The sequence below is a fragment of the Trinickia sp. genome (genome assembly GCF_051953955.1).
In the GTDB taxonomy this organism is placed as follows: Bacteria; Pseudomonadota; Gammaproteobacteria; order Burkholderiales; family Burkholderiaceae; genus Trinickia.
Genome location: NZ_JBQCIF010000044.1, coordinates 62,566 through 87,152, shown reverse-complemented (window position 1 = coordinate 87,152; position 24,587 = coordinate 62,566). Strand labels below are relative to the sequence as shown.

The window sequence follows — 24,587 nt, the reverse complement described above, 5'->3', positions numbered from 1 at the left end:
TATGAACAAGAGAAAAGTGATTCCGAGTCTGCGATCGCTCGCAGATCAAGAACGTGCAACGGCCAAAAAGGCCCGCGCGTCGTGGCAGATGTTCACGATTATGGCAGAGTTCATCGAGGCGACCGAGTACCTCTCGGAGATCCGGCCGGCCGTCAGCATCTACGGTTCGGCCCGCCTCAAGCCGAGCTCGCCGCACTACAAGCTGGCCACGCAAATCGCGCGCAAGCTGTCGGACGCCGGCTTCGCCGTCATCTCAGGCGGCGGCCCCGGCATCATGGAAGCCGCGAACAAGGGCGCCCATGCGGGCAAAGCCCCGTCCGTCGGATTGAACATCGAGCTCCCGCACGAGCAGTCGGGCAACCAGTGGCAGGATATCTCGCTGCGCTTTCGCCACTTCTTCACGCGCAAAGTCACGTTCGTCAAGAACTCCGACGCCGTCATCGTGATGCCGGGCGGCTTCGGCACGCTGGATGAACTGGCCGAAGTGCTGACGCTGATCCAAACGAAGAAGTCGCGCCACGTGCCGATCATCCTCGTCGGCAGCGAGTTCTGGAAGGGCCTGCTGCATTGGTTCGAGACGGCCCTGCTGCCGATGGGGCTCATCAACCCCGAAGACATGAACCTCATGCAGGTGATCGACGATCCGGACCAAGTGCTCGAAGCCGTGCTCGCGTTCTATGAAGATCGCGGCGAGGCCGAGCCGCACGCGGCGAAGTCGGACGAAGACCGGATGTTCTACCTTTGATCAGCCTCGGTCACGCGTCGTGCGCCGGTCCCGTCGACGCGCGCACGACGAGATAGGGCGCTGACGTCACGCAAACCCGCGGCTCGCGCGCACCCGCTTGCGCGCCGTCCGTCGTCGGCGCGGAGCCCGGCTTCTCGATCAGCTCGAGCAGCAACGCCACGGCGAGTTCGGCCGCCTCGATAGTGGGCACCGCGATCGTCGTCAAGGCGGGCCGCGACTCGCGCGCGAGCTCGATGTCGGTAATGCCGACCACCGACAGCCGATTCGGCACGTCGAGCCCGAGATCGGCGGCGGCTTGCATCGCGCCGAGCGCGGGCAGATCGTTCGTCGCGAACAGCGCCGTCAGATCGGGATGCGCCGTCAGCAATTCGCGCGCCGCCGCGTAGCCTCCCTGCGTCGTATCGGGGGTGTACAGCACCGGGGCGGCGGCCCCGTCGAGCCCTGCCGCCCGCATCGCATCGATGAACCCGTCGTAGCGCGCGGCATGAATCCCATACACCTTGCTCCCGACGATCGCGCCGATTTTCCGATGCCCGAGCGCGAGCAGGTGCTGCGCGGCCAACGCCCCCGCCAATCGGAAATCCACCGCCACGCAGGGCAGCCCCGGCGGATCGAACGGGCGCTCCCACATGCACAGCACGACCGGAGCACCGCGCAATTCGGTCATCCGCAGATCCTCGAAATCGAGGTTCGCATTCATGACCAGCACGCCTTCCGATAACGTCCCCGCGATTTGATCGAGATAGGCCCGCCCCGTCTGCGGGTCACCCTCCGTATTGCAGATGATGAGGAACTGCCCCTTGCGCCGCAATGCGTTCTCCACGGCCAGCGCGAACTCAGGATAGAACGGGTTCGCGATGCTCGAGACCATCAGCGCGATCGTGGGCGCTCGCCCCTCGGCCAACGCCCGCGCGGGCAAATGCGGCCGATAGCCGAGCTCGGCAATCGCCTCGAGCACGCGTTGCCGAGTCGCCTCGCCCACCCGCCCTTTCTTGCGTAGTACGTTCGAAACGGTCGCAGGCGTCACCCCCGCGCGGGTAGCCACTTCGTTCAGGGTCGGCATGAGTCTCTCGCTTCTCAATAAATGGGACGCTTATCCAACATTTGCATGATCTCAGCGCCCACGGCACTATTGGCAGCAAATCAGAGCGAATATTGGAGACGCACCGCCCGATCGCAACGCGATCGCTTTTTTAGGGCGGCCTGATTAAGCGCTTAATCATCAAGTCGGCGCTGATTAGAACATGGAGACAGCACGATGGCGAGCATTTCGTTACGCGGTGTGCAGAAGGCTTACGGCGACGGACCTCAGGTGATCCGGGACGTCGATCTCGAGATCGGGAAAAACGAATTTTGCGTTTTCCTCGGCCCGTCCGGCTGCGGCAAGTCCACTTTGCTGCGAATGATCGCAGGGCTCGAGGACGTCACCGATGGCGACGTCTCGATCGGCGGCAAGCACGTCAACGACGTGCCGGCCGCGCAGCGCGGCGTGGCAATGGTGTTCCAGAGCTACGCGCTCTTCCCGCACATGACCGTCTACGAGAACATGGCATTCGGCCTGAAGCTCGCCAAGACGCCCAAAGCCGAGATCGATCGCAAAGTGCGCGACGCGGCTCGCATCCTTCAGCTCGACGCGTTGCTGGACCGGCATCCGAAGGCGCTCTCGGGCGGTCAGCGGCAACGCGTCGCCATTGGCCGCGCGATCGTGAGGGAGCCCGGCGTGTTCCTGTTCGACGAGCCGCTCTCGAATCTCGATGCCACGTTGCGTGGGCAGACACGTATCGAAATCGCGCGCCTGCATCGGCAATTCGCGAACGCGAGCGCCGTCTACGTCACCCATGATCAGATCGAAGCGATGACGCTCGCCGACAAGATCGTGCTGCTGCACGCCGGCAAAGACACCGAACGATTCGGCAGCATCGCGCAGGTTGGCGCCCCGCTCGACCTCTATCACCGTCCGAAGAGCAAGTTCGTCGCAGGCTTCATCGGCTCGCCGCGCATGAACTTTCTTCCCGCGAAAGTGGCTTCGCTCGAATCGAGCGGCGTCACCGTCACGCTCGACGGGACCGGAGAATCGGTGCGGTTGCCGCTGCAGGGCGAACGTCTGCACGTCGGCGCCCCCGTGACGTTCGGCGTGCGCCCCGAGCATCTCGAACCGACGCGCGACGACGCGCCCGGCGCCGCGGATCGCGAAGCCGTCATGCTTGCGCGAACCATCACGCTCGTGGAATCGCTCGGCGAACACAGCTACGTCCACCTCGATCAGCCGGGCGGTGCGGCGCTCATTGCGAAGGCACCGGGCGATGCACGGCTCGAAAGCGGCGATCAAGCCCGCTTTCGAGCACCGGTCCACGCATGCCATTTGTTTGCCGAAGACGGCTTCGCCGTCGCACCGCTCAGCACCATCGAACAACACGCTTGATTCGCGTGAACGACAACGCAAAGAGGATCATGGGAATGCGCCTAGGAGTTTGCTACTACCCCGAGCACTGGCCGGAAGCCATGTGGAAGGAAGACGCCGCGCGGATGCGATCGCTCGGCATCAAGCAAGTGCGAATCGCCGAATTCGCTTGGAGCCGCATCGAACCGTCGCCGGGCGAATTCGATTGGGGCTGGCTCGATCGCGCCATCGACACACTTGCGGCCGAGGGGCTCGAGGTCGTCATGTGCACGCCGACGGCCACGCCGCCGAAATGGCTCATCGATCGCCATCCCGATATTCTGCCCGTCGGCGCCGACGGACACGTGCGCGGATTCGGATCGCGCCGCCATTACGACTTCTCGTCGCCGTCCTATTACGAAGCATCGAAGGCGATTTGCGAAGCCGTCGCATCGCGCTACGGCCGGCATCCCGCCGTCGCTTATTGGCAGACCGACAACGAATTCGGCTGCCATCAGACGGTGGTGAGCTACTCGCCGGCAGCGGTCACGCGTTTTCGCGAGTGGTTGAAGACGCGCTACGGCGACATCGGCGCATTGAATCGCGCGTGGGGCACGGTGTTCTGGAGCATGGAATACCGCAACTTCGACGAGATCGACGCCCCGATCGGAACGGTAACCGAAGCGCATCCATCGCACCGGCTCGACTACCGGCGCTTCGCCTCCGATGAAGTCGCACGCTACAACCGCATGCAAGTCGAGATCATCCGCCAGCATTCGCCGGGCCGGCCGATCGCGCACAACTTCATGCAGCTGTTCACCGAATTCGATCACTACAAGGTGGCCGGCGATCTCGACGTCGCCTCGTGGGACAGCTATCCGCTCGGCGCGCTCGAGGAGCAATGGTACGAGCCCGAAGTCAAGGCGAAGTACCTGCGCACGGGCCACCCGGACTTCGCGTCGTTCAATCACGACCTCTACCGCGGCATGTCGAAGCTGCCGTTCTGGGTCATGGAGCAGCAGCCGGGCCCCGTCAACTGGGCGAAATGGAATCCCGCTCCGCTGCCCGGCATGGTGCGGCTCTGGAGCTGGGAAGCGTTTGCGCATGGTGCCGGCTGTGTATCGTATTTCCGTTGGCGGCAGGCACCGTTCGCGCAAGAACAGATGCACGCCGGCTTGAACACGCCCGACAACCGGCTCGACGTCGGCGGCGGCGAAGCCGAGCGCGTCGCGCAGGAACTACGCACCTTGGCCGATGCAGGCGCCGGTATCGACGCAGACGGCAAGGTGGACACGCGTGTCGCCCTCGTGTTCGACTACGAAGCCAAGTGGCTCTTCGAGGTTCAGCCGCAGGGCATCGATTTCCACTATCCGCGCTATGCCGTCGAGTACTATTCGGCGCTGCGCGCACTCGGCTTCGACGTCGACATCGTTCCGACTCATGCATCGCTCGACGGCTACAAGCTCATCGTCGTGCCGCCGTTGCCGATCGTTTCCGACGACCTCGTGCAGCGGCTCGCGAACACGCATGCGCATATCATCGTCGGGCCGCGGACGGGCTCGAAAACGGCCGACCTACAGATCCCGTCGAATTTGCCTCCCGGCCCCTTGGCTTCGCTGATGCCGGTGCGCGTATGGCGCGTCGAATCGCTACGGCCGAACGTGAACCCGCGCGTGACGTTCAGCGGCAGCGTGCCCCAAGGCCATGCACGGCACTGGCGCGATCTGCTCGACTTCGATTCGAGCGGCGATGGTCACGAATCGATGCAGATCCGTGCCGTGTTCAGCGACGGTCATCCCGCCTACGTCAAGTACAGCGCCGTGCATTATCTAGCCAGCTTGTTCGACGAAGCATCCACGCTAGCGCTGTTCGCCCGAATCGCCACCGAAGCCGGCCTCGCGCCGAAGCCGCTCGGCGAATTCATCCGCGAGAGCCGGCGGGGGGGCCTTACGTGGGTCTTCAACTACGGACCTCGAGCGCATGCGTTGCCGGCCGACATTCCGAACGACGCGTTCGTCATCGGCTCGCACGACATCGAGCCGCAGGGCGTCGCCGCCTATCGCACGACGGCGCGTTGAACTCGGCACGCCACAACGAATCCGATGCAGCACTGACAACGACGTAATACATAGGAGACAGGCATGACGAACAAACCCCGCACCAAGCTCGCCGCCGTCGCGCTGGCGTCGGCCCTCGCGATGGGCACGCTCGCCACGACGGCGCAAGCCGGCACGCTCGAGATCAACATCGCGTTCAAGGGCGCGAGCCAGCGTGCCGTCTGGACGCAGGTGGTCGACGAGTTCAAGAAGACGCACCCCGGCACCGACGTCAAAGTCGCGTTCATCGACGAGGAAGCGTACAAGGTGCAATTGCCGGCGTGGCTCACGACGGCCCCGCCCGACATCGTGAACTGGCACGACGGCGAACGCATGGCCTACTACGCCAAGCGCGGGCTGTTCGAAGACTTGACGAACGACTGGGCGAAGAACGGCTGGGACAAGACTTATGCGTCGACGAAAGAGGCGTCGTCGTATGAGGGCAAGCAATATGCCGCACCCACCGTGTACTACTCGTGGGGCATGTTCTATCGCAAGGATCTGTTCCAGAAGGTCGGCATCGCGAGCGAGCCGAAGACGTGGAACGAATTCCTCGACGACTGCAAGAAGCTCAAGGCCGCCGGTATCGCGCCGATTGCGGTGGCAGGCCGCGATGCGTGGACGCTGGCCGGCTGGTTCGACTATCTCGACCTGCGCCTGAACGGCAACGCATTCCATCAAAAGCTGATGGCCGGCGACGTCGCCTACACCGACCCGCGCGTGAAGAAGGTCTACACGACCTGGAAGCAACTGCTCGACGACGGCTACTTCATCCCGAACTCGCTGTCGTACGACCTCGACTCGGCTCAGCCGTTCCTGTTCCAAGGCAAGGCGGCGATGATGCTGATGGGGACGTTCATCACGGGCGGCTTCTCGCCCACGGTGAAATCGGAGATGGGCTACTTCCAATTCCCGATCATCGATCAAAACGTGCCGACCGCCGAGGACGGCCCCGTGGAAACGCTCAATATCCCGGCCAAGGCGAAGAACAAGGCCGACGCTCGTGCGTTCCTCGCCTTTACGGAGACGCCGAAGATCGGTGCGCAGCTGGCGGTGGGCCTCGGCTCGTTGTCGGCCAACAGCCAATCGCCGGAGCCCGACGATCCCATTTCGAAGATCGGCTTCCAGATCCTGTCGAACACGAAGGGCGGCATCGCGCAGTTCTATGATCGCGACATGACGAAGGAAATGGCCGACGAAGGGATGAAGGGCATGCAGCAGTTCGTGTCCGATCCGTCGCAGCTCGATTCGATCCTCGCGCATCTCGAGCAGGCGCGGCAGCGGATCTACAAGAAGTAGCCGAAGGACGGCGTGCGGCAGCGATGCCCGATCGATGCCGCACGCAGCAGCAGAGTACGTTCAGGAGGTTCTCGTGTCTCAGTTCATCACCCACCGGGCCGACAACGCCGGCGCGGCCGGCCCCGGCGGCGGCATCCCGCCCGCCGCTCCGGCAGCGCGCCCGAGCGGGCGCCCGCGCCGCCGCGTATCGCCGACAGCGCGCCGTCAGCGCCGCGCCGCGTTCTTGTTCCTCGCGCCCGCGTGCGTGATGGTGGCGATCTACGTGGTTTGGCCGGTCCTCTCGACGATTCGCTTGAGCTTCTACAGCTGGGACGGGATGACCGATGCGACGTTCGTCGGCCTCGCGAACTACATCGAGCTCTTTCATTCGCAGACTTTCTACACGGCGCTGAAGAACAACGTCATTTGGCTCGCGATGTTCTTGCTGGCGCCGCCGATGGGGTTGGCGCTCGCGCTCTACCTCAATCAAGCCGTAGCCGGCATCCGCATCGTCAAGTCGCTGTTCTTCGCGCCGTTCGTGCTGTCGGGCGTGGTCGTCGGCCTCATCTTCTCTTGGTTCTACGATCCGACGTTCGGCCTGCTCGCGCTGATCCTCGGGCATGGCATCCCGGTGCTCGGCGATCCCCGTTATGCCACGCCGGGCATCATCCTCGCCGCGCTCTGGCCGCAAACCGCGTACTGCATGATTCTTTACCTGACGGGGCTCACCACGCTCAGCAGCGAGCAGATCGAAGCTGCTCGGATGGAAGGCGCCAAAGGATGGGCCTTGCTCTGGCACGTCATCCTGCCGCAGTTGCGGCCGGCAACGTTCATGGCCGTCGTCGTCACCGTCATCGGCGCGCTGCGCAGCTTCGACTTGATCTCGGTCATGACCGGCGGCGGCCCGTTCGAGAGCTCCACGGTGCTGGCCTATTACATGTACGACCAGGCGATCAAATATTACCGGCTCGGCTACTCGGCGGCCATCGCCGTGGTGCTGTTCGCGATCATGCTGCTCTACATCGTCTATCACTTGCGCCGGTTGCTCAGAAACGAGCGATAAGGAGTCCTCATCATGTTTCCCATGCCGGTCGAGAAATGGAGACCCGCCGCGCGACGCGCTTATAAGCTGTCGCTCCCGGTGGCGCTGCTGATTTGGCTGCTGCCGATGATTGCCGTGCTCGTGACTTCCGTGCGGTCATCGGAAGAACTCAGCGAAGGCAATTATTGGGGATGGCCCAAGCATTTCGCGCTCATCGACAACTATCGCGACGCGCTGACGACGTCGCCCATGCTGCACTACTTCTGGAACAGCGTGCAGATCACGCTGCCCGCTGTGGCGGGCGCGATCGCGCTCGCAGCCATGGCCGGCTTCGCGCTTGCAATCTACCGGTTTCCTGGGAATTCGGCGTTGTTCGCGACGTTCGTTGCCGGCAACTTCGTGCCGATTCAGGTGTTGATGATTCCGGTTCGAGACTTGTCCTTGAAGCTGGGGCTCTACAACTCGGTTGAAGGCCTCATCCTCTTTCATCTCTCGTTTCAGACCGGATTCTGCGCGCTCTTCCTGCGAAACTTCATCAAGCAATTGCCGTTCGAGCTCATCGAGGCTGCTCGCATCGAAGGCGCCAACGAATGGACCGTCTTCTTCCGGATCGTGCTGCCGTTGATCCGGCCGGCGTTGGCTGCGCTCGCGATCCTCGTGTTCACGTTCGTCTGGAACGACTACTTCTGGGCGCTGTGCCTCACGCAAGGCGACGATGCCGCGCCGATCACCGTCGGCGTGGCCGCGCTCAAGGGACAATGGACCACGGCCTGGAATCTCGTATCGGCGGGCTCGATCCTGGCGGCATTGCCGTCCGTGGCGATGTTCTTCGCGATGCAGAAGCATTTTGTCGCGGGGCTGACGTTCGGAGCAACGAAAGGCTGAACGTTGCCTACGTCATCGGCGGGCGGGCTGCGCCCGCCTTCCCCGGCTATCGACCGTTGGCTATCGGGCGCCGCCTTCGAAGCCGAGCAGGACATTGACGGCGTTGACGCCCATCTCGTCGACCAGATACCCGCCCTCCATCACGAAAAGCGTCGGCACGCCGAGTCCTTCTATCATCTCTCCGATGCGCAGGTAATCGGGCGTGCGCAACCGAAAGTGACTGATCGGATCGCCTTCGAACGTATCGACGCCGAGCGAAACGATCAGCGCATCGGCCCGGTACCGCGCAATCGTTGCGCTCGCATCGAACAAGGCCGCTTCGAACGCGGGCATCGCTGATCCTTTCGGCAACGGCAGATTCAAATTGAATCCTTCGCCTTGGCCGATGCCGCGCTCGTCGGCATGCCCCGAGAAATAGGGATAGCAAACGGTCGGATCGCCGTGAATCGATACGAACAACACGTCGGAACGCTGATAGAAGATGTCTTGAGTGCCGTTGCCGTGGTGGAAATCGATGTCGAGCACCGCCACGCGCTTGGCACCCTGCTCGAGGCAGCGTTGCGCGGCAATGGCGGCGTTGTTCAAGTAGCAATAGCCGCCCATGTATTCGCGGCCCGCATGGTGACCAGGAGGGCGGCACAACGCGAATGCCGAGCGCGTGCCGTCGGACAAACGGTCCACCGCGGTCAGCGCCGAGTTGGCGCTCGAGCAGACGGCCTCCCAGGTGCCCGCACCGATCGGCGCGCCCGCATCCATCGCAAAGAAGCCGAGTTTGCCGTCGATGAATTGCGGCAATTCGGTGCTCGGCAATCCCCGAATCGGCCACACGAGCGGCAATGCCTGGCAACTGCGGCCCGTCGCGGTCCATTCGCTCCACGCGTTCGCCAAGAATTCGACGTAGCGCTCGCTGTGCGCCCCGGCATACTCCGAACGATCGTAGGCACGCGGAGCGATGATCTCCCCGAGGCCAGCGGCCTTCACTCGCGCGAGAACGGTCTCCGCACGCTCAGGTTTTTCGAACGACGCGGAAATGGCGCCATCCTTCAGTTCGACTCCGTGATGCAAGCGATGATCACTGCTGTAGACCGTAAGCATAGTCGGGTTATCGAGTTGGGCGAATCCGACAGTCTACGGTATCGGCACGGTCCACGATTGCGGATAACCGTAGGATGCCGGCGAAATGCAGCCGCCGGCAATGCGATCGGGACGGCAAGCCCGATCATCGAGGCCAGGCGATTGCGGCAACGCAATCCGATACGAATTCCTTGCTCGGGTCCGACGTGTCGTTCGGGACGAACACCTGGATGGCAGCCGACGGCGGGTAGCTGACGCCGTTGTCCTGGGCGCCGCACTGTGCGCTCTGCCCGGGACCGATGACGATCTCGGAGCCGACTTTCAAGCGGCATTGCGTCACGCGATCGAGTTTGCTCCAGCTCGGGCAAATTTCGTTTTCCACTCGGTAAGCGTCCCTCGGGCCGGCCGGGGGATTGAAGCTCCACCAGCTTCCATACTGTCCCCAGGGCTTGCTCGAATCCCAAACTCGATAGACGGTCAGCGGTTGCGTCGCTTGGAACACTTCTCCCATGCATAAGCCGCCCTTGGTCGGCGCTTGTATCGCCTTCGCAAGCAATGCGGGATCGCTGACAGGCGTGAGGCCGTACGGCGGATGGATCGCGCCGATGCATTGCTCTTGAACTTGAGCTTGCGGGGAAGCGGGCGCTGCCGTGCTCTGCTGTTGCGGTGCCGTCGAGGCACAGCCGCCGAAGGCGAGGACCGCAACGGTCAAGGAGCATGCCCGTAACGTGGTGCGGTCGAGCCGTCGCGAACGAGAAACGTGAAGATCGGGGTGCGGCCGAGGATTGCTTTTCATGGCATTCGAACCTTCAGTCGGCGCCCGGGAATTCGAGCGTTCCCCTATCTTAGGAAGAATCGAGGGACATGCGCAAACGAATGCGCCAAAAGCGTCGGTAGTCGGTAGTCGGTGTATGGCTGTGCTTTTTTGGGCATCGCTGCGAACGCCCGCCGCACCGAGCGGTCTAGTTGATCAACGCCTGCCGCCGTCGAGCGGCGAGGAGAGCCCTCCATGGACGAGCGATCATTGGCCGTCATCTATCGAACCTACCTCGACTGCCTGAATCTGCGCGATTGGGCATCGCTGGGTCGGTTCGTCGACGACGACGTCTGCCACAACGGTAGACAGATCGGGCTATCCGGCTATCGAGCGATGCTGGAGCGCGATGTTCGACAGATACCCGACCTGCGTTTCGAGCTCGAGCTGTTGGTGACGGAGCCGCCCATGATTGCGAGCCGGCTGCGTTTCGTTTGTACGCCTGCGGCGACGTTTCTAGGGTTGGATACGCGCGGCAAGCAAATCGCCTTTTCCGAAAACGTGTTTTACGCGTTTCGCGGTGGGAAGATCGCGCAGGTGTGGTCGGTGATCGATAAGGCGGCAATTGAAGCACAGCTTTGAGCCGCCGTTTTGGGGTTGCACCATCGGCCATTGAACTGCAGTGTTCGAAAAAGCGTAGGGCAGCTTGCCGCCGTGTCGAATTCGAAGGCTCTCGTTCGTCGTCTCGGTGAACGCCTGCACGCGGCCTTTCGTTCAGCCGACACCCTAGGAGATTTGCCATGTCGATTCAAAAGATCACGCCTTTTCTTTGGTACTCCACCGAAGCGGAAGAAGCCGCCGCTTTCTATGCGAGCATCTTCCCGGATTCGCGCGTCGTTCGCGTCACCCCTGTTCCGAGCGCCGGCGCCACGAAGGTCGTCGAATTCGTGCTGTTCGGGCAGACTTTCTTCGCCATGAGCCACGAACGCACCGAGTCGTTCAATCATGCGATATCGTTCATGGTCGACTGCAACGATCAGGCGGAGTTGGACCGCTATTGGGAGAAGCTTGTCGAAGGCGGGGGTTCCTATGACAATTGCGGGTGGCTCAGAGACCGGTTCGGCCTGTCGTGGCAGATCGTGCCCCACGATCTCATGGCGATGATGGCCGATCCCGATCCGGTCAAGGCGGGACGCGTCGCCGAAACGATGATGCAGATGACGAAGTTCGATTTCGCCAAGCTGAAAGCCGCTCATGCGGGGACCAACGGTTGACGAATGGCCGGGATTTCAAATGAGTTACGACCTAGCGTTTTTTGCGAATCGGAAAGGGCTGACGCTCGAGGAAGTTCGCGCGTCGTACCAACAGGCGTGCGCGGGCGAAGCGACTGACGAAGAAGGCGACGACGCGACGCTCCAGAGCTTCGTCTCGGCACTCGAGCGTCGCTATCCGCAGTTGTCGGCCCTGCAAGCGGAGCGGCTGGATGACAGCCCGTGGGCGTGCGACTTCGAACAAGGATCTCGTCATCTGATCGTCTGCATGAGCTTCAGCAGGGCGGAGGAAGTTGGCGCTTTCATCCAGCAATTGCTCCATACGCATTCGCTCGTGCTTTATGATCCGCAAGCGGATCAGGCATTCATCGATGACCAACCACTGGCGTGAGCGGGACATCTGCGTGAACGCCGTCGATGACACCGCTTCGATGCTGTTCGACCCGGAGCCGAATCAGTGGGGCCTGCGCGGCGATCCATTGTTGTGGCGCGAGATGCGGCATGAGATGGCGGGCCGCCCCATTCCCGAGTCCGCCGAATGCCTGACCCGCATCATCGAAGCACTCTATGTCGAACTGACGGGACGCCCCCTGTCTCGAGCCGAGCCGTTTCACGTTCCGCGCCTCGATCACGGCGGGATGTCCGGTGGCATGGTCAGTCCGAGCTTCTGGCGCGAGCGGGCGCTTCCTGTGTTGCATCAGCGGCTCGAGAATTACCGGGCGAACGGTCATGTGACATAGCGGGTTGAGCGGCCCCCCTCCGGCTACACTACGGTGCCGCAGCGGTGCGGGAAGCGTTGAAGCGTTCAACGCTTCGAACCAACCGAATGCAAAGGGCTCACGGGAAGGGCCTGCGAACACGACAGGAACAGAAACCTCATGCCAAGCCTCGAGCGATCGAGATCGACCATGCTCGTCGACGCCATCTGGCGCGTCGCACTTCGCCTCGGATTTCGACTGGCTCGTGCCTGGTGGCGCCTTAGACGGCCGCCTCACCAGGGTGCGCTGATCGCCATCTACGTCGGCAAGGCGCTTCTGCTGGTGAAGTCATCGTATCGCGCCGAGTGGGGTTTGCCCGGCGGCAGTATCCGGCCCGGCGAAGCACCTGATGCAGCGGCACAGCGTGAAATGGAAGAGGAGATCGGCCTTTCGCCGTCCCATTTGATGCCCGTGGGCAGCGCCTGCGGTCTTTGGGACGGGCGCCGAGACCAGGTGCATTTCTTCGAACTGCACCTCGATAGCCTGCCGGCGCTGCGGCTCGATCATCGCGAGATCGTCGCCGCGCGCCTGGTGTCCCCGGACGAATTGCCCGGGATTGCCGTGACCTCGGCGGTCGCTGCGTATCTCGCCGGCAATCTCGGCAACGAATCGACTCGAACGCGATGATCGATGGTCCGTCGGCGCCGAACAGGCAGATGAGACGAGCCGAATCGGGATGCGCCGCGGCACCCTTGGCGGCGAATTCGGCGCGATCGAACCACGTTTCTGTCGGAAATGTTCAAGTCGAGCCGGGCCGCCACCGGTTATAGTGCGTCGACACTCCTCACATTTTTCTGACTCGGCTCCATGCATATGTTCTCCGCCGCAATCTTCGACATGGACGGGTTACTGATCGACTCCGAACGGACGATCATGAACACGTGGATCGCCGCCGGGCGCGAATTGGGGGTACACATCCGCCCGGTCGACTACGTCGAAATCATCGGCAGATCGCTGCCCGAGTGTCACGCCATGCTGGCGAAAATGTTCGGAGCGGAGCCCGTGTTTCAGAAGGCACTGAAGAGGGTCCGACAGCAGTTGCAGTCTCCGACGGCACCACCGGTGTATCCGCTCAAGCCCGGCGCTCAAAACTTATTGGCTGCTTTGATCAACGCGGGCGTGCCGTGCGCGGTGGCGTCTTCCTCGAGCGGGCAAGAGATCGGCGCGCGGCTTTCGCGGGTAGGGGTGCTTCATTTGTTCGACGCGATCGCAGGCGGCGACGAAGTCGTGCGCGGCAAGCCGGACCCGGCCGTGTACGAGCTTGCCGCGTCCCGGCTCGGCAAATCGCCGAGCGAGTGCCTCGCGTTCGAGGATAGCGAGAACGGCGCGCTCGCCGCGCATCGGGCAGGGATGCAAGTGGTGACGGTGCCCGATTTGAAGCCGCCGCCCGATGAGGTCATCGCCGCGAGCCTTGCGAACCTCGGTAGCCTGAACGAGGCAATCGAGCGGATGGCCGCGTGGTTCGGCATCCGCGCCCTTGCCGCCTGAGCTTCGCCGTTCTGCTCAATAGATCTCTGGAACGATCATCTGCTCCGGCACCGGCTGGCGAATGTAATCTTCGTTGTGCACGCGCTCCGGCAGCGTAATGACGGGGTGCTCGACCTCGCAGTACGGCACCTGGCTCAGCAGGTGGTGAATGCAATTCAAGCGAGCCCGTTTCTTGTCGACCGCCTGCACGACCCACCACGGTGCGTCGTCGTGGTGCGAGCGCTGCAACATCACTTCCTTCGCCTGTGTATAAACTTCCCAGCGGCGACGGCTTTCGAGATCCATGGGGCTCAGCTTCCACTGCTTGAGCGGATCGTGGATGCGAGCTTGGAAGCGGATTTCCTGTTCCTCGTCCGTAATCGAAAACCAGTACTTGAGGATTTGGACACCGCTTCTGACGAGCATCTTTTCGAATTCCGGCACCGAGCGAAAGAATTCTTCGTATTCCTCGTCGGTGCAAAATCCCATCACGCGCTCGACGCCGGCCCGGTTGTACCAGCTGCGATCGAACAGCACCATTTCGCCGCCCGCCGGAAGATGGGCCACGTAGCGCTGGAAATACCACTGCGTGCGTTCGCGGTCGCTCGGCGCCGGCAATGCCGCCACGCGGCAAACGCGCGGATTGAGCCGCTGCGTGATCCGCTTGATCGCACCGCCCTTGCCCGCCGCGTCGCGGCCCTCGAAGATGACGACGAGACGGTGACCCGTCTGCACGATCCAGTCTTGCAGCTTCACGAGTTCGCCCTGCAAGCGGAACAACTCCCGGAAGTAGTGCCGGCGCAGGTTGCGCGCCTCAGGCGTGAACGCATCGGAGCCGTCGAGGATGCGGTCGTCCACCTCCATTTCGAGCTCTTCATCGTACGCATCGACGAGATCCTCCTCGAAGCGGCGCTGCCGTTCGGCAAGGAACTGGGCGTCGGCTCTCGGATCCTGCTTGTCCATCACATGCTCCCTGAAGATGAAGATGCTTCCGTGGGCCGCCCCGCTAGACGGTCGCCTACCGAGCGCGATTATCGCCGGCCGGAAGTGTCAGCCATATTACCGCCGCGGTGCACCATTCACCGCACTTGTGCGCGGCCCCGCCCGCTCGCGTACTGGCGCTATCCGATTACGGCGCGCAATTGCAGGCGGGCACGGGAATCACGATGCTGTATCACCATCTGGAGACCCGTCTCGCTCCGCTTGCAGGCCGTTTAACGCTGCTTCGATCAGCAGAGCACATGCAAAACTGGGCGCGCATGATGCCGGTCGCTCTGCAAAAAGGCGTCTTGCCGAGTTTGCATCATCCCCTCTCCAAGGCGTTTCCGACTGTTTCCGCTTTTGACGTCGGCTCGATCGCGGCGGATCTTCTGCGCGATGGAGCGCCGCGATCCGATCGGCCACGAGTCGTCAGCATCGAAGGCCCCGAACGCGTCACCGTGCTCGATGCCGCGCGGGCCTTGAGCCGAATTTCCGGCAAGGACGTCACGGCTTTCGAATTGCCTCGCAGCGAGTGGGCCGCAACGATGCTCGCGGCCGGAATGTCGGAGAACCACGCCCAGTTGATCATCGATCTCTACGACGCACATAACGCAGGAAAGATCGACGTCGAAGCCGGCACGGGCGAGCGCCGCTTCGGCACGACGACGCTTTCCGAGGTCATCGCGTCGCTCCTGCCTGCGCCGCGTCACGCGCGAAGCTAGGAAGGGTGACTCGCGCCGCGGCGCGGCGCGCGGCCTCGTCTCGGCATGAGAAGCGTATCGAAGGACAGCAGCGCAAATGCACATACGGCAAGTGCAGCACAGAGCAGGAACGCCACCCGATACCCGAACGCCCCGACGACGATCCCCGACAGGACACCGGACAGGATCGACCCGACGCGCCAAGCGTTGAAGAACAACGCCGTTGCGGCGCCGGTCTCGCCCGGCATGAGATCTTGCACGTAGGTCATACCGAGGCAAGACGTGATCGCGACGACCGCGGCCGGCAACACCTGAAGCGGAACGACAGCCGAGGGCTGCCCAATCATCGCCAGCGCGACGAAATAGACGGCATGCACCACCGCCGATGCCGTCAGCCAGTTCTGCTTGCGCAATCGCGACGACTTCGCGCCGAGCCAAAGCATCATCGGGATTTCGAGCAATGCGCCGATTCCAAGCGCCGCCGACACGTTCAAGCGGGTGCCATGCAGCGCGTGGACGAGAAACAGCGGCAACAGGATCATCGTCGCGTTGGCCGCGAGACCGATCAGCGTCAATGCGAGCAGGACGCGCGGGATCGTCCCCCGTGCACGCGTTTCCGCGGCAGTAGTCGACGCCCGCGCGCGAGCCGTTGCCGCAGGCGCTTTCTCCGTGCCACTCGCCGCAGAGGTCGATGAACCATCGAGGCTCCCTCGCGGCAACGCTTTGCGCGCTTCCTCGACGATCGAATCGTTACTTACCCGCTTCGTCCCGGCGATCAGCGATGCAATGACCGCGCTCGCGGCGAAGCTGGCGGCGGCGAACACGAACAACCCCTTGAACCCCGTCTGCGCCAAGATCAACGCGCCAACCGCGGGACCGAACACCCAAGCCGCGGACAGCAGCGTGCGCAATGTGGCGGATGCGAATTCGGCCTGAGCCGCATCTTCGATCGGCAACGCCACACGGCCGAACGCAAAGATCTGCGACAGCGACGCACCGCCAGGCCCCAGCAATACGACGCCGATGAGCAAGAGCTCGGCATAGCCGCGCACGAAGCCCAAGCTCGCATAGCCCAGCATAGCGACGACGAGCGACGCGATCAGCAGCGCCCGGGGACGCCCGGAGCGATCGGACCAACGCCCGACGGCCGAGCTCGCGAATACGCCGCTCGCCGAGATGACCGTCATGAAGATGCCGAGCTGCCACGGCGACATCGACGCTTGCTCGACACCGAATAGCGACAGATAAGGCATCGTGAACGACAACGCGATACCGAGCATCAGCGTCGTCACCGCCAGCGGCATGAAATGCCGCGTCTTTAGAAGATCGCCGAAGCGCGTATTCACCGGTTAGGGTTCCTCGATCCAAGCCGCGACGTCGATAGGGCCCACCACGGAGCCGCCGAGCACGAATCGTGCACCGGCCGGTGCAGGCACGTTTTGCGATCGATCTCCGTAGTTGATCGCGAATCTCAACGCCCCGCGCCGGCGCAGCCGCAGGCCTTCGGGCAACGGCGCGGCGCCGATGCCCGCGTCGCGAACGCACTGTTGGATTGCCGCGCGCAACAGCGTGCGGTCGAAGCAAGCCGCCATATACGTCACACGTTCTCGTCGAAGCACGGCGGGCAGGCCATCATCGAAACGCGCGATCACTTCCGTCTGCACGCCGGGCTGCACGTGCTCTCGCCATCGCAGCGCCGTGCCCTCCTCATCACCGATCCGCAGCGTGGGCCTAAGCGACGGACGCAGCGATTCGACTTCGATCACGCGCGCAGGCAGCACCGCTTTCAGCTTGCCCGGCGGCAACTGCGGCACGATCGCCAGCGTTTCGGATTTCGATCCGGTACGCGGGCCGAACACCCAATGGTTCGTCCCGCGCTCGACCTGCTCCATCACGCTATCCGGCAGAATCGGCAGCGTCGGCGCCACCACGAGCCGATACTCGCTGACATCGGCGCGCGCCGACACGATGTCGACGTCGAGCCCAAGCGCTCGCAGCGTGCTGTACCACTCGAACACGTAGAACTGATAGTCGAAGTCGGCGCCGTGCCGCTGCGTTTCGATCACCCAGTCCGCTTCGTAATCGAACAACAACGCAACCGATGCGCGCTCGGCGCGCAAATCGCTCGCCGCCATGCCGAGCACGCGCAATTCCTGCCCAACCAGCGCTACCTCGCCGCCGCCAGGCGAGCGTTCGTCGTCGGGCGTATTGAGGCCCGAGTGCATTTGCTCCTGCGCATAAGGGCATTGGCGCCAACGGAAATAGGACACGAGCTCGGCTCCGTGCGCAAACGCTTCCCAGGTCCAAAGCCGAACCATGCCCGGCAGCGGCACGGGGTTCCACGGCGCCCAATTGACGGGACCGGCTTGCTGCTCCATCACCCACATGCGTCCGTTGCCGACCCCGCGATAAAGGTCATGGCTGAACGCCGATACATCGGGATGCCCCGTGCGAGCCCACCGATGTTTCTCGGCGTCAAGCAACGGCAACACCTCGGTGCGCGGCACGGGATAGCTGTCCCAAGCCGCCACATCGAGCCCATGCCGCGCGAACGCATAATGATCGAACGTGGAGTAAAACCCCATGAAGTTGTGCAGCAGGTCGCGCCCGGGGGAATGCCGGCGGATCAAATCGGCCTGCAACGCGTGGAAGCTCGCGACCTCCTCCGATTGAAAGCGCCGATAGTCGAGCAGGTGAGAGGGATTCACGTCCGTCGGCGTCCGGTGCGGCAACTCGATCTCGTCGAAGCTACGGTATTCCATGCTCCAAAACACGTTGCCCCAGGCCGCGTTCAGTACCCCGATCGTTTCATAGCGCCGCGCCAGCCACCGCCGAAAGCGATGCAGCGCCGCCTGTGTATAGCTCGGCAACGTGTTGTGGCAACCGAGTTCATTGTCGGTTTGCCAGGCCACGACCGCGGGATGCATGCCGTACCGCTTCGTCATCTCGCCCACGATGCGCGCGCAGTGCTCGCGATAAATCGGACTCGAGATGTCGTAATGACGACGCGAGCCGAACTGCATCGCGCTGCCGTCACGAGCGACCGGTAGAATGTCCGGGTGCGCATCCACCAGCCATTTCGGCGGTGAAGCCGTCGGCGTTCCGAGGACGACTTCCAGCGTGTGACTCGCGAGCATCGACACCGCGCGGTCGAGCCACGCCCAATCGTAGCGGCCAGGCTCGGGCTCGATCCTCGACCAGGCAAATTCCGCGACACGCACGCGTGCGATGCCCATCTCCGCCATGCGCCGCGCATCGCTTTCCCATTTGCTTTCCGGCCAATGTTCCGGGTAATAACAAACGCCGAGCTGCATTGATAGTGTCCTTGGTTCCGTAGATAGAGGTCGCGCGATTTATCGGTGCGCGCGAGCGCAGACGCGACCGGCTTCGCCTCCGGTCTCGTGCGGCGCCGGCATCATCCCTTCGTCGCCCCGAACGTCAGCCCGGCCACGAAGTGCTTTTGCATCGCGAAGAACATCGCCACCGACGGCAACGCCGCCAGCACGGAGCCCGCCGAGACGAGATTCCACGCCGTCGTCCACTGCCCCTTGAGGGCCGCCACGCCGACGGTGATCGGAGCCGCGTCATCGCCCTGCGTGAGACATAGCGCCCAGAAGTAATCGTTCCAAACGAACGTAAAGACGAGCACGGCCAGTGCCGCCAATGCCGGCCGCACGAGCGGCAGCACCACTCGCAGGTAGATTGCCCATTCGCTCGCGCCTTCGATGCGCGCCGCCTCGATCAATTCATAGGGCAGTTCGCGGATGAAGTTACGCAGGAACAGTGTGCAGAACCCGGTTTGAAACGCCGCGTGGAAAACGACGAGCGCCCATACGGTGTTGTAGAGATGCAAGCTCGCCATCAGTTCTCGCACCGGAATCATGAGAATCTGAATCGGCACGAAGTTACCGGCGACGAACAATCCGAGGAGCGCCGTACTGCCGCGAAATCGATAGTTGGCCAGCGCATGCCCCGCCATCGACGCAAGAAAGATCGAAATCGCCACCGCCGGCAACGTGATCAGGCAACTGTTGCCGAAGTAATGCAGCATCGGCGTTTGCGTGAGCGCCATACCGTAGTTTTCGATCAGTGCGAAATGTTTGGGCCACCCCCAGTAATCGCCGGTCAGCAGTTCCTCGCTCGAGCGCACTGAGGTGACGAGCACGGCCAGCAACGGCACCAGCCACACGAGCAGCGCGATGGGCAGAGACAGTCGATACAGGGCTCTCGGAACGGGTCGCCACCGTTCAACAGGCATCGGATACATCGAGGACTCCCTAATGTGCTAAGACTCGGTGCGCACCAAGCCGCGCAATTGCCAGGCGATGTAGACCAGCATGATCGCGAACAGGACGACGGCGATCGCGGCCGAATAGCCCTCGCGGTAGTACTTGATCGCTTGGTCGTACATGAAATAGGCGAGCACCGTGGAACTGTCGAACGGGCCGCCGCCGCTCATGACGGAAATCAGATCGAAGCTGCGCAATGCGCCGATCACCGTCAGCACCACCGCCATGAACGTGGCGGGACGCAACTGTGGCAGGATCACATGCCACAAGAGCGCGACACCACGCGCCCCTTCCATTCTCGCCGCCTCGACGATCTCGGGGTTGATACCCGTGAGCCCAGTCAGATAAAGGATCATGCAGAAGGGAATCTGCGGCCACAGTGCGGCGAAAATGATGCCGTAGGTCACGTAGTGCGGATCGCCCAGCACCGGAATGCCATGGCCGACGATGAGTTTCAACAAGCCGAACGTCGGATCGTAAAACCATGAAAACACCAGCCCCACCACCACGCCCGGCAACACGAACGGCGCAAAGAACAACGACTTCACGAGCCGGATGCCGAATACCTTTTGGTTCAAATACAACGCAAGCCCCAGCCCGGCAGGCGGCGCCAGCAAAAACAACAGCAGCCAAATCAAGTTGTTCTTCAACGCGACGTAAAACGTGTCGGCTGCGAACAGTTCACGATAATTGTCGAGGCCCGCGAAGGTCTTCGCCGTCATGCCGTCCCAATGATGAAAGCTCAGCCATATACTGCTGAGGATCGGATAGATGACGAAGACGGAGAAAAGCACGAGACCCGGCAGCAAAAACAGCAATGCCGCTCGCGTCCGCCGCTGATTGAGCGGTATCGGTTTCTTGGCCGCGGGCCGCGACGCTCGCCGCAACGACCGCTGCGTAACGGAAATCGACATGGTGTGAGACTCCGACTGAGTGGGGCGGGGGACCGGCACGCCCCCCGCTCGTCGAGCGCGCTTACTTTTTGTAGATGCGCTTACGCGTGGCTTCCAGATGCTGCAGGATCGAATCGATCTGAGTCGGATCGGAGAAGAACTGCTGCATCGCCTTCATGCCTTCATCCGCCATTTCCTTCGTCATGTCGCGGTCATAGAACTGTGCGATCCCGCCCGTCGTGCTCGAAAGCGTATGGAAGCCGATCTTCGCGATAGGGTCCTGCGGCTCGGCGGCCTGGCTGTTCGACGGCAATTGCCCCCAACCCTTCGCGAGTTCGCCGTTGATTTGCGGCGTGCCCATGAAAGCGAGCAAGCGGCGAGCGTCAGCCTTGTTTTTTGCCTTGGCCGGCATGATCAGCACATTGACGGGCCCGTCTTCGGCAACGGGCACGGACGCATCGATGATGGGAAAGCGGAAGTAGCCCATCTCCGCACGCGTGGATGCCGGCAGTCCCGCCGAAAAGAACGTGCCCATCAACAACATGGCGGCCTGCCCGTTCACGAGCAGCGGGCTCGTTGAATCGACATCGTAGGAAAGCGCGTTATCGATAAAGTACTTGTCGTCGATCAGCGTCTTCCAGGTTTCATAGATGTGCTTGACGCGCGGATCCGTATAGGCGATGTCGCCGGCCATCAACTTCTGATGGAAGTCGTAGCCGTTGATACGCAGGTCGAGGTAGTCGAACCATGCCGCGAGCGTCCAAGCATCTCTGGCGGGAACCGCGATCGGCGCGATGCCGGCGGCCTTCAGCTTCTTGCAGTCGTCGAGAAACTGAGTCCAATTCGTCGGCTCCGCCGTAATCCCCGCCTTTTGGAATAGGTCCTTGCGATAGAAGAAGCCATAGGCATCGGTGCCGAGCGGCACGCTGTACTGTTTGCCCGCATAGGTCGACGATGTCTTCACCGAAGCGTACATCTGATCCCAGCCGTTCTTCTTCCAATCGCTCGTGAGATCGGCAAGCAACCCGCGCTTCGCGTAATACGCCATGCGTTCACCGTTGTTCCAGCTCAATACATCGGGCGGCTCGGTAGTGAGCCAACCCGACATCTGCACCTTGTATGCCTCGTCGCCGACATAGCTCACTTTCAGATCGACGTCCGGATTCGCCTTCTTGAATTCGTCGAATGCGTTTTGCCAGGTGGCGCGCTGATTGCCGCGCGCCGATACGGTGACGTTCACGGTTCCCGCCTGGGCCGGCGCGATGGCGGCAACCGTCGCGCAAGCGATGCAAGCGAGCGCGATCATGCGTACAGGGTGCTTCATGTCTCTGTCTCCTTTTGTCGATCTCGACTGTCGGTGTGTCTACTGCGTATCGGCAACTACCTACGACCTATGGGCGACTACCTATGGGCTACTGCGTATTGCCCGCGACTTCACGCGGCGATGAGAACCTCTCGGTCTCGATCGAAGACGATGGCATGGCCTTGTTCATCAAATAAGTGCCACGCGCCGTTCGATAAATGGAAGGCATGACGATCGCCGCGTCGCAGCGAAGCGGTCCCCGGCATCTTCGCCAGCAGCGGCGCGCCGCCCGGCTGATCGAGATGAACGTAGGCCGCTTCGCCCAATTGCTCGACGAGTTGTACCGTTCTCACGATCGCGCATTCGGGTTTGACCGCCTCACCGTCAGGCGTCACACAAAGATGCTCAGGTCGAATGCCTAGCGTCACACGTTCGCCGGTATGAAGCGGTCGGCGCCACGCATGACCGGACATCGTCAGGCGTTCGCCGCTGTCGCTCAATCGCAATCCGATGGCATCGTCGCTGATCGATTCGATCACCGCCGGCAGAAAATTCATCCGGGGCGAGCCGATGAACCCCGCCACGAACAAGCTTGCGGGCCGATGATAGAGATCGAGCGGCGCACCCACCTGCGCGATGCTGCCCATCCGCGCCACGTCATCGCCGGAACGCAGCAGGACGATCTTGTCCGCCAACGTCATCGCTTCCACTTGATCGTGCGTCACGTAGACGGAGCTCGCCTCGCGATAGCGGCTATGCAAGCGCGCAATCTCGATCCGCGTTTGCCCACGCAATGCGGCGTCGAGGTTCGAAAGCGGTTCGTCGAAGAGAAACACCTTCGGCTCGCGCACGATGGCGCGCCCAATCGCCACCCGCTGCCGCTGGCCGCCCGAAAGCTGCCTAGGCTTGCGATCGAGCAGTGCATCGAGTTGCAGCACACCGGCGGCGTCCGTGACGCGGCGCCGAATCTCCTCCTTCGGCACACCGGCGATGCGCAGCCCGAAGCCCATGTTGTCGAACACGGACATGTGCGGAAACAGCGCGTAGCTCTGAAACACCATCGCGACACCGCGCTCGGCCGGCGGCGTCTCGTTCATGCGCCGGTCGCCGATGCGAAGCTCGCCCGTCGTCGTGTCTTCAAGACCCGCGATGATGCGCAGCAAGGTCGACTTCCCACAGCCCGACGGGCCCAGGAAGACGCAGAACTCGTGCTCGGCGATGTCGAGATCGACATCGCGCAACACCGGAGCATGCTGCCCGTACTGCTTCGAGACATGCCGTAGCGAAATAGCCGCCATCACGCCCTCCCTTCGTCGCCGAACCCGTATTGCTTGATGTCGCCGCAGAAATTTAAGCGCTTAAATTTCTGTCGCCAAAACACGGCGTATGCTCGTACCATGTCGTCTCCGGTCTTGTTCAATGCTATTCGATGGGATGGAACGTATCGCAATGGATCGAGGTCGCGCAACTTTTGGGAAGCCGTCCCAGGATATGAACAAGCAATACCTTATGCGCCGATCGACCGTACCGGCGCTCGCTGAAGTCGGGGGAAACCGTTTGTGGTAACGCTTGCCGAAGTGGCGCGACGCGCGCAGGTCACGGGCGCGACAGTGTCGAACGTGCTGCGCAATCCGCACAAAGTGAAGCCGGAAACCGTCGAACGCGTCATGGCCGCCATCCGCGAGCTCGGTTACCGGCCGAATTTGACGGCCCGTGCGCTCGCCCAGGGCCGCACGTCCACCCTTGCGCTGATGCTCTCGAACATCACGAACCCGTTCTATCCCGAGTTCGTGCTCGCGGCCGAGCGCGAGGCGCGCAAGCGTGGGTATTTCCTGCTCGTCTGCAATACCGATGACGATCCCGCGATCATGCGCGCATACTTGGAGCAAATCGCGGGTTCACTCGCCTCGGGCGTCCTCGTCATGAACACGAACCTCGGCGAAAGCGAGCTGACGGACATCGCCAGCCGCGGCATCGCCGTCGTCCTTTGCATGTGGGAGCACGTTCAGGCATCGCGCGCCCTGCCCTGCGTCACGACCGATTTCGCGGCGGCCGGCTCGCTCGCGGCCTCGCATCTATCGGGCCTCGGCCACCGCAAGTTCGGCGCGCTCGTCGGCGCCGGGTCGGGCAACCCGCAAACGATCCGGCTCGACGGTTTTGCCATGGGACTGGCCGCGCATGGTCATTCGGAGAAATCACTGGTCACTGTCCAGACGCATGATTCGATCGAATGCGGCTACGAGGCGGCCATGGGCCTTTTGCACAGGAAGCCGGGCGTGACCTCGATCTTCGCGACGAACGACTTGATGGCGATCGGCGCGATGCAGGCGGCGGCCGATCTAGGCAAGCGGGTACCCCACGATTTGTCCGTGATCGGCCTGACGGACATCACGCTCGCTCACCAGTTTCGGCCCGCATTGACGACTGTCCGCTTGCCGACGGCCGACATCGCGGCGCGCTCGGTTGCGCTCGCGCTCGAGATGGTGGAAGGCGGCACACCGACTCAAGAACGGTATGTCGTGCGGGCGCCCGAGCTCGTCGTGCGGGAATCGACGGGGCCGGCGCCTTCGCGGCGCCGCTGAGCCATCGCGCCCTCGCCTGCTCACGGAAAACGTTTCGGTGCGCCAGCACGGCTTTGCCAGTTCGGCGAGCGCGTCTATACTTCGGACA

At 62.6% G+C, this 24,587-nt stretch carries 24 protein-coding genes; 14 read left to right on the top strand and 10 right to left on the bottom strand.

The features are described 5' to 3' along the window. Position 1 precedes the first annotated feature (1 nt). Positions 2 to 745 carry a TIGR00730 family Rossman fold protein gene (locus ACTHNZ_RS08760; RefSeq protein ID WP_440542109.1) on the top strand — a complete coding sequence of 248 codons (744 nt, stop codon included), beginning with the start codon at positions 2 to 4 and terminating at the stop codon, positions 743 to 745. Between the two features lie 10 nt (positions 746 to 755). Here the strand turns inward: ACTHNZ_RS08760 and ACTHNZ_RS08755 are convergent, their stop codons facing one another. Continuing rightward, entirely contained in the window at positions 756 to 1,808 is a 1,053-nt protein-coding gene (locus ACTHNZ_RS08755) for a LacI family DNA-binding transcriptional regulator (RefSeq protein ID WP_440542108.1), read from the bottom strand. Between the two features lie 195 nt (positions 1,809 to 2,003). Between ACTHNZ_RS08755 and ACTHNZ_RS08750 the strand changes: the two genes are divergently transcribed. The 5 genes from ACTHNZ_RS08750 to ACTHNZ_RS08730 all read left to right on the top strand — a co-directional run bounded on the left by ACTHNZ_RS08750 (position 2,004) and on the right by ACTHNZ_RS08730 (position 8,426). Further along, positions 2,004 to 3,167 carry an ABC transporter ATP-binding protein gene (locus ACTHNZ_RS08750; protein WP_440542107.1) on the top strand — a complete coding sequence of 388 codons (1,164 nt, stop codon included), beginning with the start codon at positions 2,004 to 2,006 and terminating at the stop codon, positions 3,165 to 3,167. 35 nt (positions 3,168 to 3,202) lie between these two features. Then, on the top strand, positions 3,203 to 5,203 hold the full coding sequence (locus ACTHNZ_RS08745; protein WP_440542106.1) for a beta-galactosidase: 2,001 nt from the start codon (positions 3,203 to 3,205) through the stop codon (positions 5,201 to 5,203). 63 nt (positions 5,204 to 5,266) lie between these two features. Then, a complete protein-coding gene (locus tag ACTHNZ_RS08740) occupies positions 5,267 to 6,520 on the top strand; it encodes an ABC transporter substrate-binding protein (protein ID WP_440542105.1) in 1,254 nt (417 codons plus the stop codon). Positions 6,521 to 6,593: 73 nt separating this feature from the next. Continuing rightward, the gene (locus ACTHNZ_RS08735; RefSeq protein WP_440542104.1) at positions 6,594 to 7,562 is read left to right on the top strand and encodes a carbohydrate ABC transporter permease; all 969 of its coding nucleotides are present in this window, start codon (positions 6,594 to 6,596) and stop codon (positions 7,560 to 7,562) included. Positions 7,563 to 7,574: 12 nt separating this feature from the next. Further along, positions 7,575 to 8,426, top strand: coding sequence for a carbohydrate ABC transporter permease (locus tag ACTHNZ_RS08730; protein WP_440542103.1), 852 nt, complete (start codon positions 7,575 to 7,577; stop codon positions 8,424 to 8,426). A 60-nt stretch (positions 8,427 to 8,486) separates the two neighbouring features. Here ACTHNZ_RS08730 and ACTHNZ_RS08725 read toward each other — a convergent pair whose 3' ends face one another. Both ACTHNZ_RS08725 and ACTHNZ_RS08720 read right to left on the bottom strand, forming a co-directional pair. Further along, the gene (locus tag ACTHNZ_RS08725) at positions 8,487 to 9,521 is read right to left on the bottom strand and encodes a histone deacetylase family protein (RefSeq protein ID WP_440542102.1); all 1,035 of its coding nucleotides are present in this window, start codon (positions 9,519 to 9,521) and stop codon (positions 8,487 to 8,489) included. Between the two features lie 124 nt (positions 9,522 to 9,645). Further along, positions 9,646 to 10,212, bottom strand: coding sequence for a hypothetical protein (locus ACTHNZ_RS08720; protein ID WP_440542101.1), 567 nt, complete (start codon positions 10,210 to 10,212; stop codon positions 9,646 to 9,648). 297 nt (positions 10,213 to 10,509) lie between these two features. Here ACTHNZ_RS08720 and ACTHNZ_RS08715 point away from each other — a divergent pair, with 297 nt between their 5' ends. The 6 genes from ACTHNZ_RS08715 (at position 10,510) to ACTHNZ_RS08690 (ending at position 13,771) form a co-directional block, all read left to right on the top strand. Further along, positions 10,510 to 10,896: an ester cyclase gene (locus ACTHNZ_RS08715; protein WP_440542100.1), complete on the top strand. Its 387-nt coding sequence runs from the start codon at positions 10,510 to 10,512 to the stop codon at positions 10,894 to 10,896. A gap of 158 nt (positions 10,897 to 11,054) precedes the next feature. Next, positions 11,055 to 11,528 (top strand): VOC family protein, encoded by a 474-nt coding sequence (locus tag ACTHNZ_RS08710; protein WP_440542099.1) that lies wholly within the window; start codon positions 11,055 to 11,057, stop codon positions 11,526 to 11,528. Positions 11,529 to 11,547: 19 nt separating this feature from the next. Continuing rightward, positions 11,548 to 11,916, top strand: a complete 369-nt coding sequence (locus ACTHNZ_RS08705; protein ID WP_440542098.1) for a hypothetical protein — start codon at positions 11,548 to 11,550, stop codon at positions 11,914 to 11,916. Beyond that, positions 11,897 to 12,265, top strand: a complete 369-nt coding sequence (locus ACTHNZ_RS08700) for a MobA protein (RefSeq protein WP_440542097.1) — start codon at positions 11,897 to 11,899, stop codon at positions 12,263 to 12,265. The genes ACTHNZ_RS08705 and ACTHNZ_RS08700 overlap by 20 nt, the downstream gene beginning before the upstream one ends. A gap of 138 nt (positions 12,266 to 12,403) precedes the next feature. Beyond that, positions 12,404 to 12,910: an NUDIX domain-containing protein gene (locus ACTHNZ_RS08695; protein ID WP_440542096.1), complete on the top strand. Its 507-nt coding sequence runs from the start codon at positions 12,404 to 12,406 to the stop codon at positions 12,908 to 12,910. A gap of 186 nt (positions 12,911 to 13,096) precedes the next feature. Further along, positions 13,097 to 13,771: an HAD family hydrolase gene (locus tag ACTHNZ_RS08690; RefSeq protein ID WP_440542095.1), complete on the top strand. Its 675-nt coding sequence runs from the start codon at positions 13,097 to 13,099 to the stop codon at positions 13,769 to 13,771. 15 nt (positions 13,772 to 13,786) lie between these two features. Here ACTHNZ_RS08690 and ppk2 read toward each other — a convergent pair whose 3' ends face one another. Then, positions 13,787 to 14,713 carry a polyphosphate kinase 2 gene (gene ppk2, locus ACTHNZ_RS08685; protein WP_440542094.1) on the bottom strand — a complete coding sequence of 309 codons (927 nt, stop codon included), beginning with the start codon at positions 14,711 to 14,713 and terminating at the stop codon, positions 13,787 to 13,789. A 278-nt stretch (positions 14,714 to 14,991) separates the two neighbouring features. Here ppk2 and ACTHNZ_RS08680 point away from each other — a divergent pair, with 278 nt between their 5' ends. Further along, on the top strand, positions 14,992 to 15,453 hold the full coding sequence (locus tag ACTHNZ_RS08680) for a hypothetical protein (RefSeq protein WP_440542093.1): 462 nt from the start codon (positions 14,992 to 14,994) through the stop codon (positions 15,451 to 15,453). On the opposite strand, the gene ACTHNZ_RS08675 is transcribed toward ACTHNZ_RS08680, so the two are convergent. The 6 genes from ACTHNZ_RS08675 to ACTHNZ_RS08650 form a co-directional block, all read right to left on the bottom strand. Continuing rightward, positions 15,450 to 16,736 (bottom strand): MFS transporter, encoded by a 1,287-nt coding sequence (locus ACTHNZ_RS08675; protein WP_440542124.1) that lies wholly within the window; start codon positions 16,734 to 16,736, stop codon positions 15,450 to 15,452. The genes ACTHNZ_RS08680 and ACTHNZ_RS08675 overlap by 4 nt on opposite strands. A gap of 45 nt (positions 16,737 to 16,781) precedes the next feature. Next, on the bottom strand, positions 16,782 to 18,746 hold the full coding sequence (locus ACTHNZ_RS08670) for a beta-galactosidase (RefSeq protein ID WP_440542092.1): 1,965 nt from the start codon (positions 18,744 to 18,746) through the stop codon (positions 16,782 to 16,784). Between the two features lie 101 nt (positions 18,747 to 18,847). After that, complete coding sequence (locus ACTHNZ_RS08665; protein WP_440542091.1) at positions 18,848 to 19,699, bottom strand: carbohydrate ABC transporter permease; 852 nt, start codon at positions 19,697 to 19,699, stop codon at positions 18,848 to 18,850. Positions 19,700 to 19,717: 18 nt separating this feature from the next. Beyond that, positions 19,718 to 20,635 carry a carbohydrate ABC transporter permease gene (locus tag ACTHNZ_RS08660; protein ID WP_440542090.1) on the bottom strand — a complete coding sequence of 306 codons (918 nt, stop codon included), beginning with the start codon at positions 20,633 to 20,635 and terminating at the stop codon, positions 19,718 to 19,720. A gap of 61 nt (positions 20,636 to 20,696) precedes the next feature. Continuing rightward, complete coding sequence (locus ACTHNZ_RS08655) at positions 20,697 to 21,938, bottom strand: ABC transporter substrate-binding protein (protein ID WP_440542089.1); 1,242 nt, start codon at positions 21,936 to 21,938, stop codon at positions 20,697 to 20,699. A gap of 110 nt (positions 21,939 to 22,048) precedes the next feature. Further along, entirely contained in the window at positions 22,049 to 23,215 is a 1,167-nt protein-coding gene (locus ACTHNZ_RS08650; protein WP_440542088.1) for an ABC transporter ATP-binding protein, read from the bottom strand. A 261-nt stretch (positions 23,216 to 23,476) separates the two neighbouring features. On the opposite strand from ACTHNZ_RS08650, the gene ACTHNZ_RS08645 reads away from it, so the two are divergent. After that, entirely contained in the window at positions 23,477 to 24,499 is a 1,023-nt protein-coding gene (locus ACTHNZ_RS08645; RefSeq protein WP_440542087.1) for a LacI family DNA-binding transcriptional regulator, read from the top strand. Positions 24,500 to 24,587: the final 88 nt, after the last annotated feature.

What these genes read in the sequence shown, in the direction of transcription:
- ACTHNZ_RS08760 (WP_440542109.1), top strand. Translation starts at nt 2, where the DNA reads ATGAACAAGAGAAAAGTGATTCCGAGTCTGCGATCGCTCGCAGATCAA.
- ACTHNZ_RS08755 (WP_440542108.1), bottom strand. Translation starts at nt 1,808, where the DNA reads ATGCCGACCCTGAACGAAGTGGCTACCCGCGCGGGGGTGACGCCTGCG.
- ACTHNZ_RS08750 (WP_440542107.1), top strand. Translation starts at nt 2,004, where the DNA reads ATGGCGAGCATTTCGTTACGCGGTGTGCAGAAGGCTTACGGCGACGGA.
- ACTHNZ_RS08745 (WP_440542106.1), top strand. Translation starts at nt 3,203, where the DNA reads ATGCGCCTAGGAGTTTGCTACTACCCCGAGCACTGGCCGGAAGCCATG.
- ACTHNZ_RS08740 (WP_440542105.1), top strand. Translation starts at nt 5,267, where the DNA reads ATGACGAACAAACCCCGCACCAAGCTCGCCGCCGTCGCGCTGGCGTCG.
- ACTHNZ_RS08730 (WP_440542103.1), top strand. Translation starts at nt 7,575, where the DNA reads ATGTTTCCCATGCCGGTCGAGAAATGGAGACCCGCCGCGCGACGCGCT.
- ACTHNZ_RS08725 (WP_440542102.1), bottom strand. Translation starts at nt 9,521, where the DNA reads ATGCTTACGGTCTACAGCAGTGATCATCGCTTGCATCACGGAGTCGAA.
- ACTHNZ_RS08715 (WP_440542100.1), top strand. Translation starts at nt 10,510, where the DNA reads ATGGACGAGCGATCATTGGCCGTCATCTATCGAACCTACCTCGACTGC.
- ACTHNZ_RS08710 (WP_440542099.1), top strand. Translation starts at nt 11,055, where the DNA reads ATGTCGATTCAAAAGATCACGCCTTTTCTTTGGTACTCCACCGAAGCG.
- ACTHNZ_RS08705 (WP_440542098.1), top strand. Translation starts at nt 11,548, where the DNA reads ATGAGTTACGACCTAGCGTTTTTTGCGAATCGGAAAGGGCTGACGCTC.
- ACTHNZ_RS08700 (WP_440542097.1), top strand. Translation starts at nt 11,897, where the DNA reads ATGACCAACCACTGGCGTGAGCGGGACATCTGCGTGAACGCCGTCGAT.
- ACTHNZ_RS08695 (WP_440542096.1), top strand. Translation starts at nt 12,404, where the DNA reads ATGCCAAGCCTCGAGCGATCGAGATCGACCATGCTCGTCGACGCCATC.
- ACTHNZ_RS08690 (WP_440542095.1), top strand. Translation starts at nt 13,097, where the DNA reads ATGTTCTCCGCCGCAATCTTCGACATGGACGGGTTACTGATCGACTCC.
- ppk2 (WP_440542094.1), bottom strand. Translation starts at nt 14,713, where the DNA reads ATGGACAAGCAGGATCCGAGAGCCGACGCCCAGTTCCTTGCCGAACGG.
- ACTHNZ_RS08680 (WP_440542093.1), top strand. Translation starts at nt 14,992, where the DNA reads ATGCAAAACTGGGCGCGCATGATGCCGGTCGCTCTGCAAAAAGGCGTC.
- ACTHNZ_RS08675 (WP_440542124.1), bottom strand. Translation starts at nt 16,736, where the DNA reads ATGCCGCTGGCGGTGACGACGCTGATGCTCGGTATCGCGTTGTCGTTC.
- ACTHNZ_RS08670 (WP_440542092.1), bottom strand. Translation starts at nt 18,746, where the DNA reads ATGCAGCTCGGCGTTTGTTATTACCCGGAACATTGGCCGGAAAGCAAA.
- ACTHNZ_RS08665 (WP_440542091.1), bottom strand. Translation starts at nt 19,699, where the DNA reads ATGTATCCGATGCCTGTTGAACGGTGGCGACCCGTTCCGAGAGCCCTG.
- ACTHNZ_RS08660 (WP_440542090.1), bottom strand. Translation starts at nt 20,635, where the DNA reads ATGTCGATTTCCGTTACGCAGCGGTCGTTGCGGCGAGCGTCGCGGCCC.
- ACTHNZ_RS08655 (WP_440542089.1), bottom strand. Translation starts at nt 21,938, where the DNA reads ATGAAGCACCCTGTACGCATGATCGCGCTCGCTTGCATCGCTTGCGCG.
- ACTHNZ_RS08650 (WP_440542088.1), bottom strand. Translation starts at nt 23,215, where the DNA reads ATGGCGGCTATTTCGCTACGGCATGTCTCGAAGCAGTACGGGCAGCAT.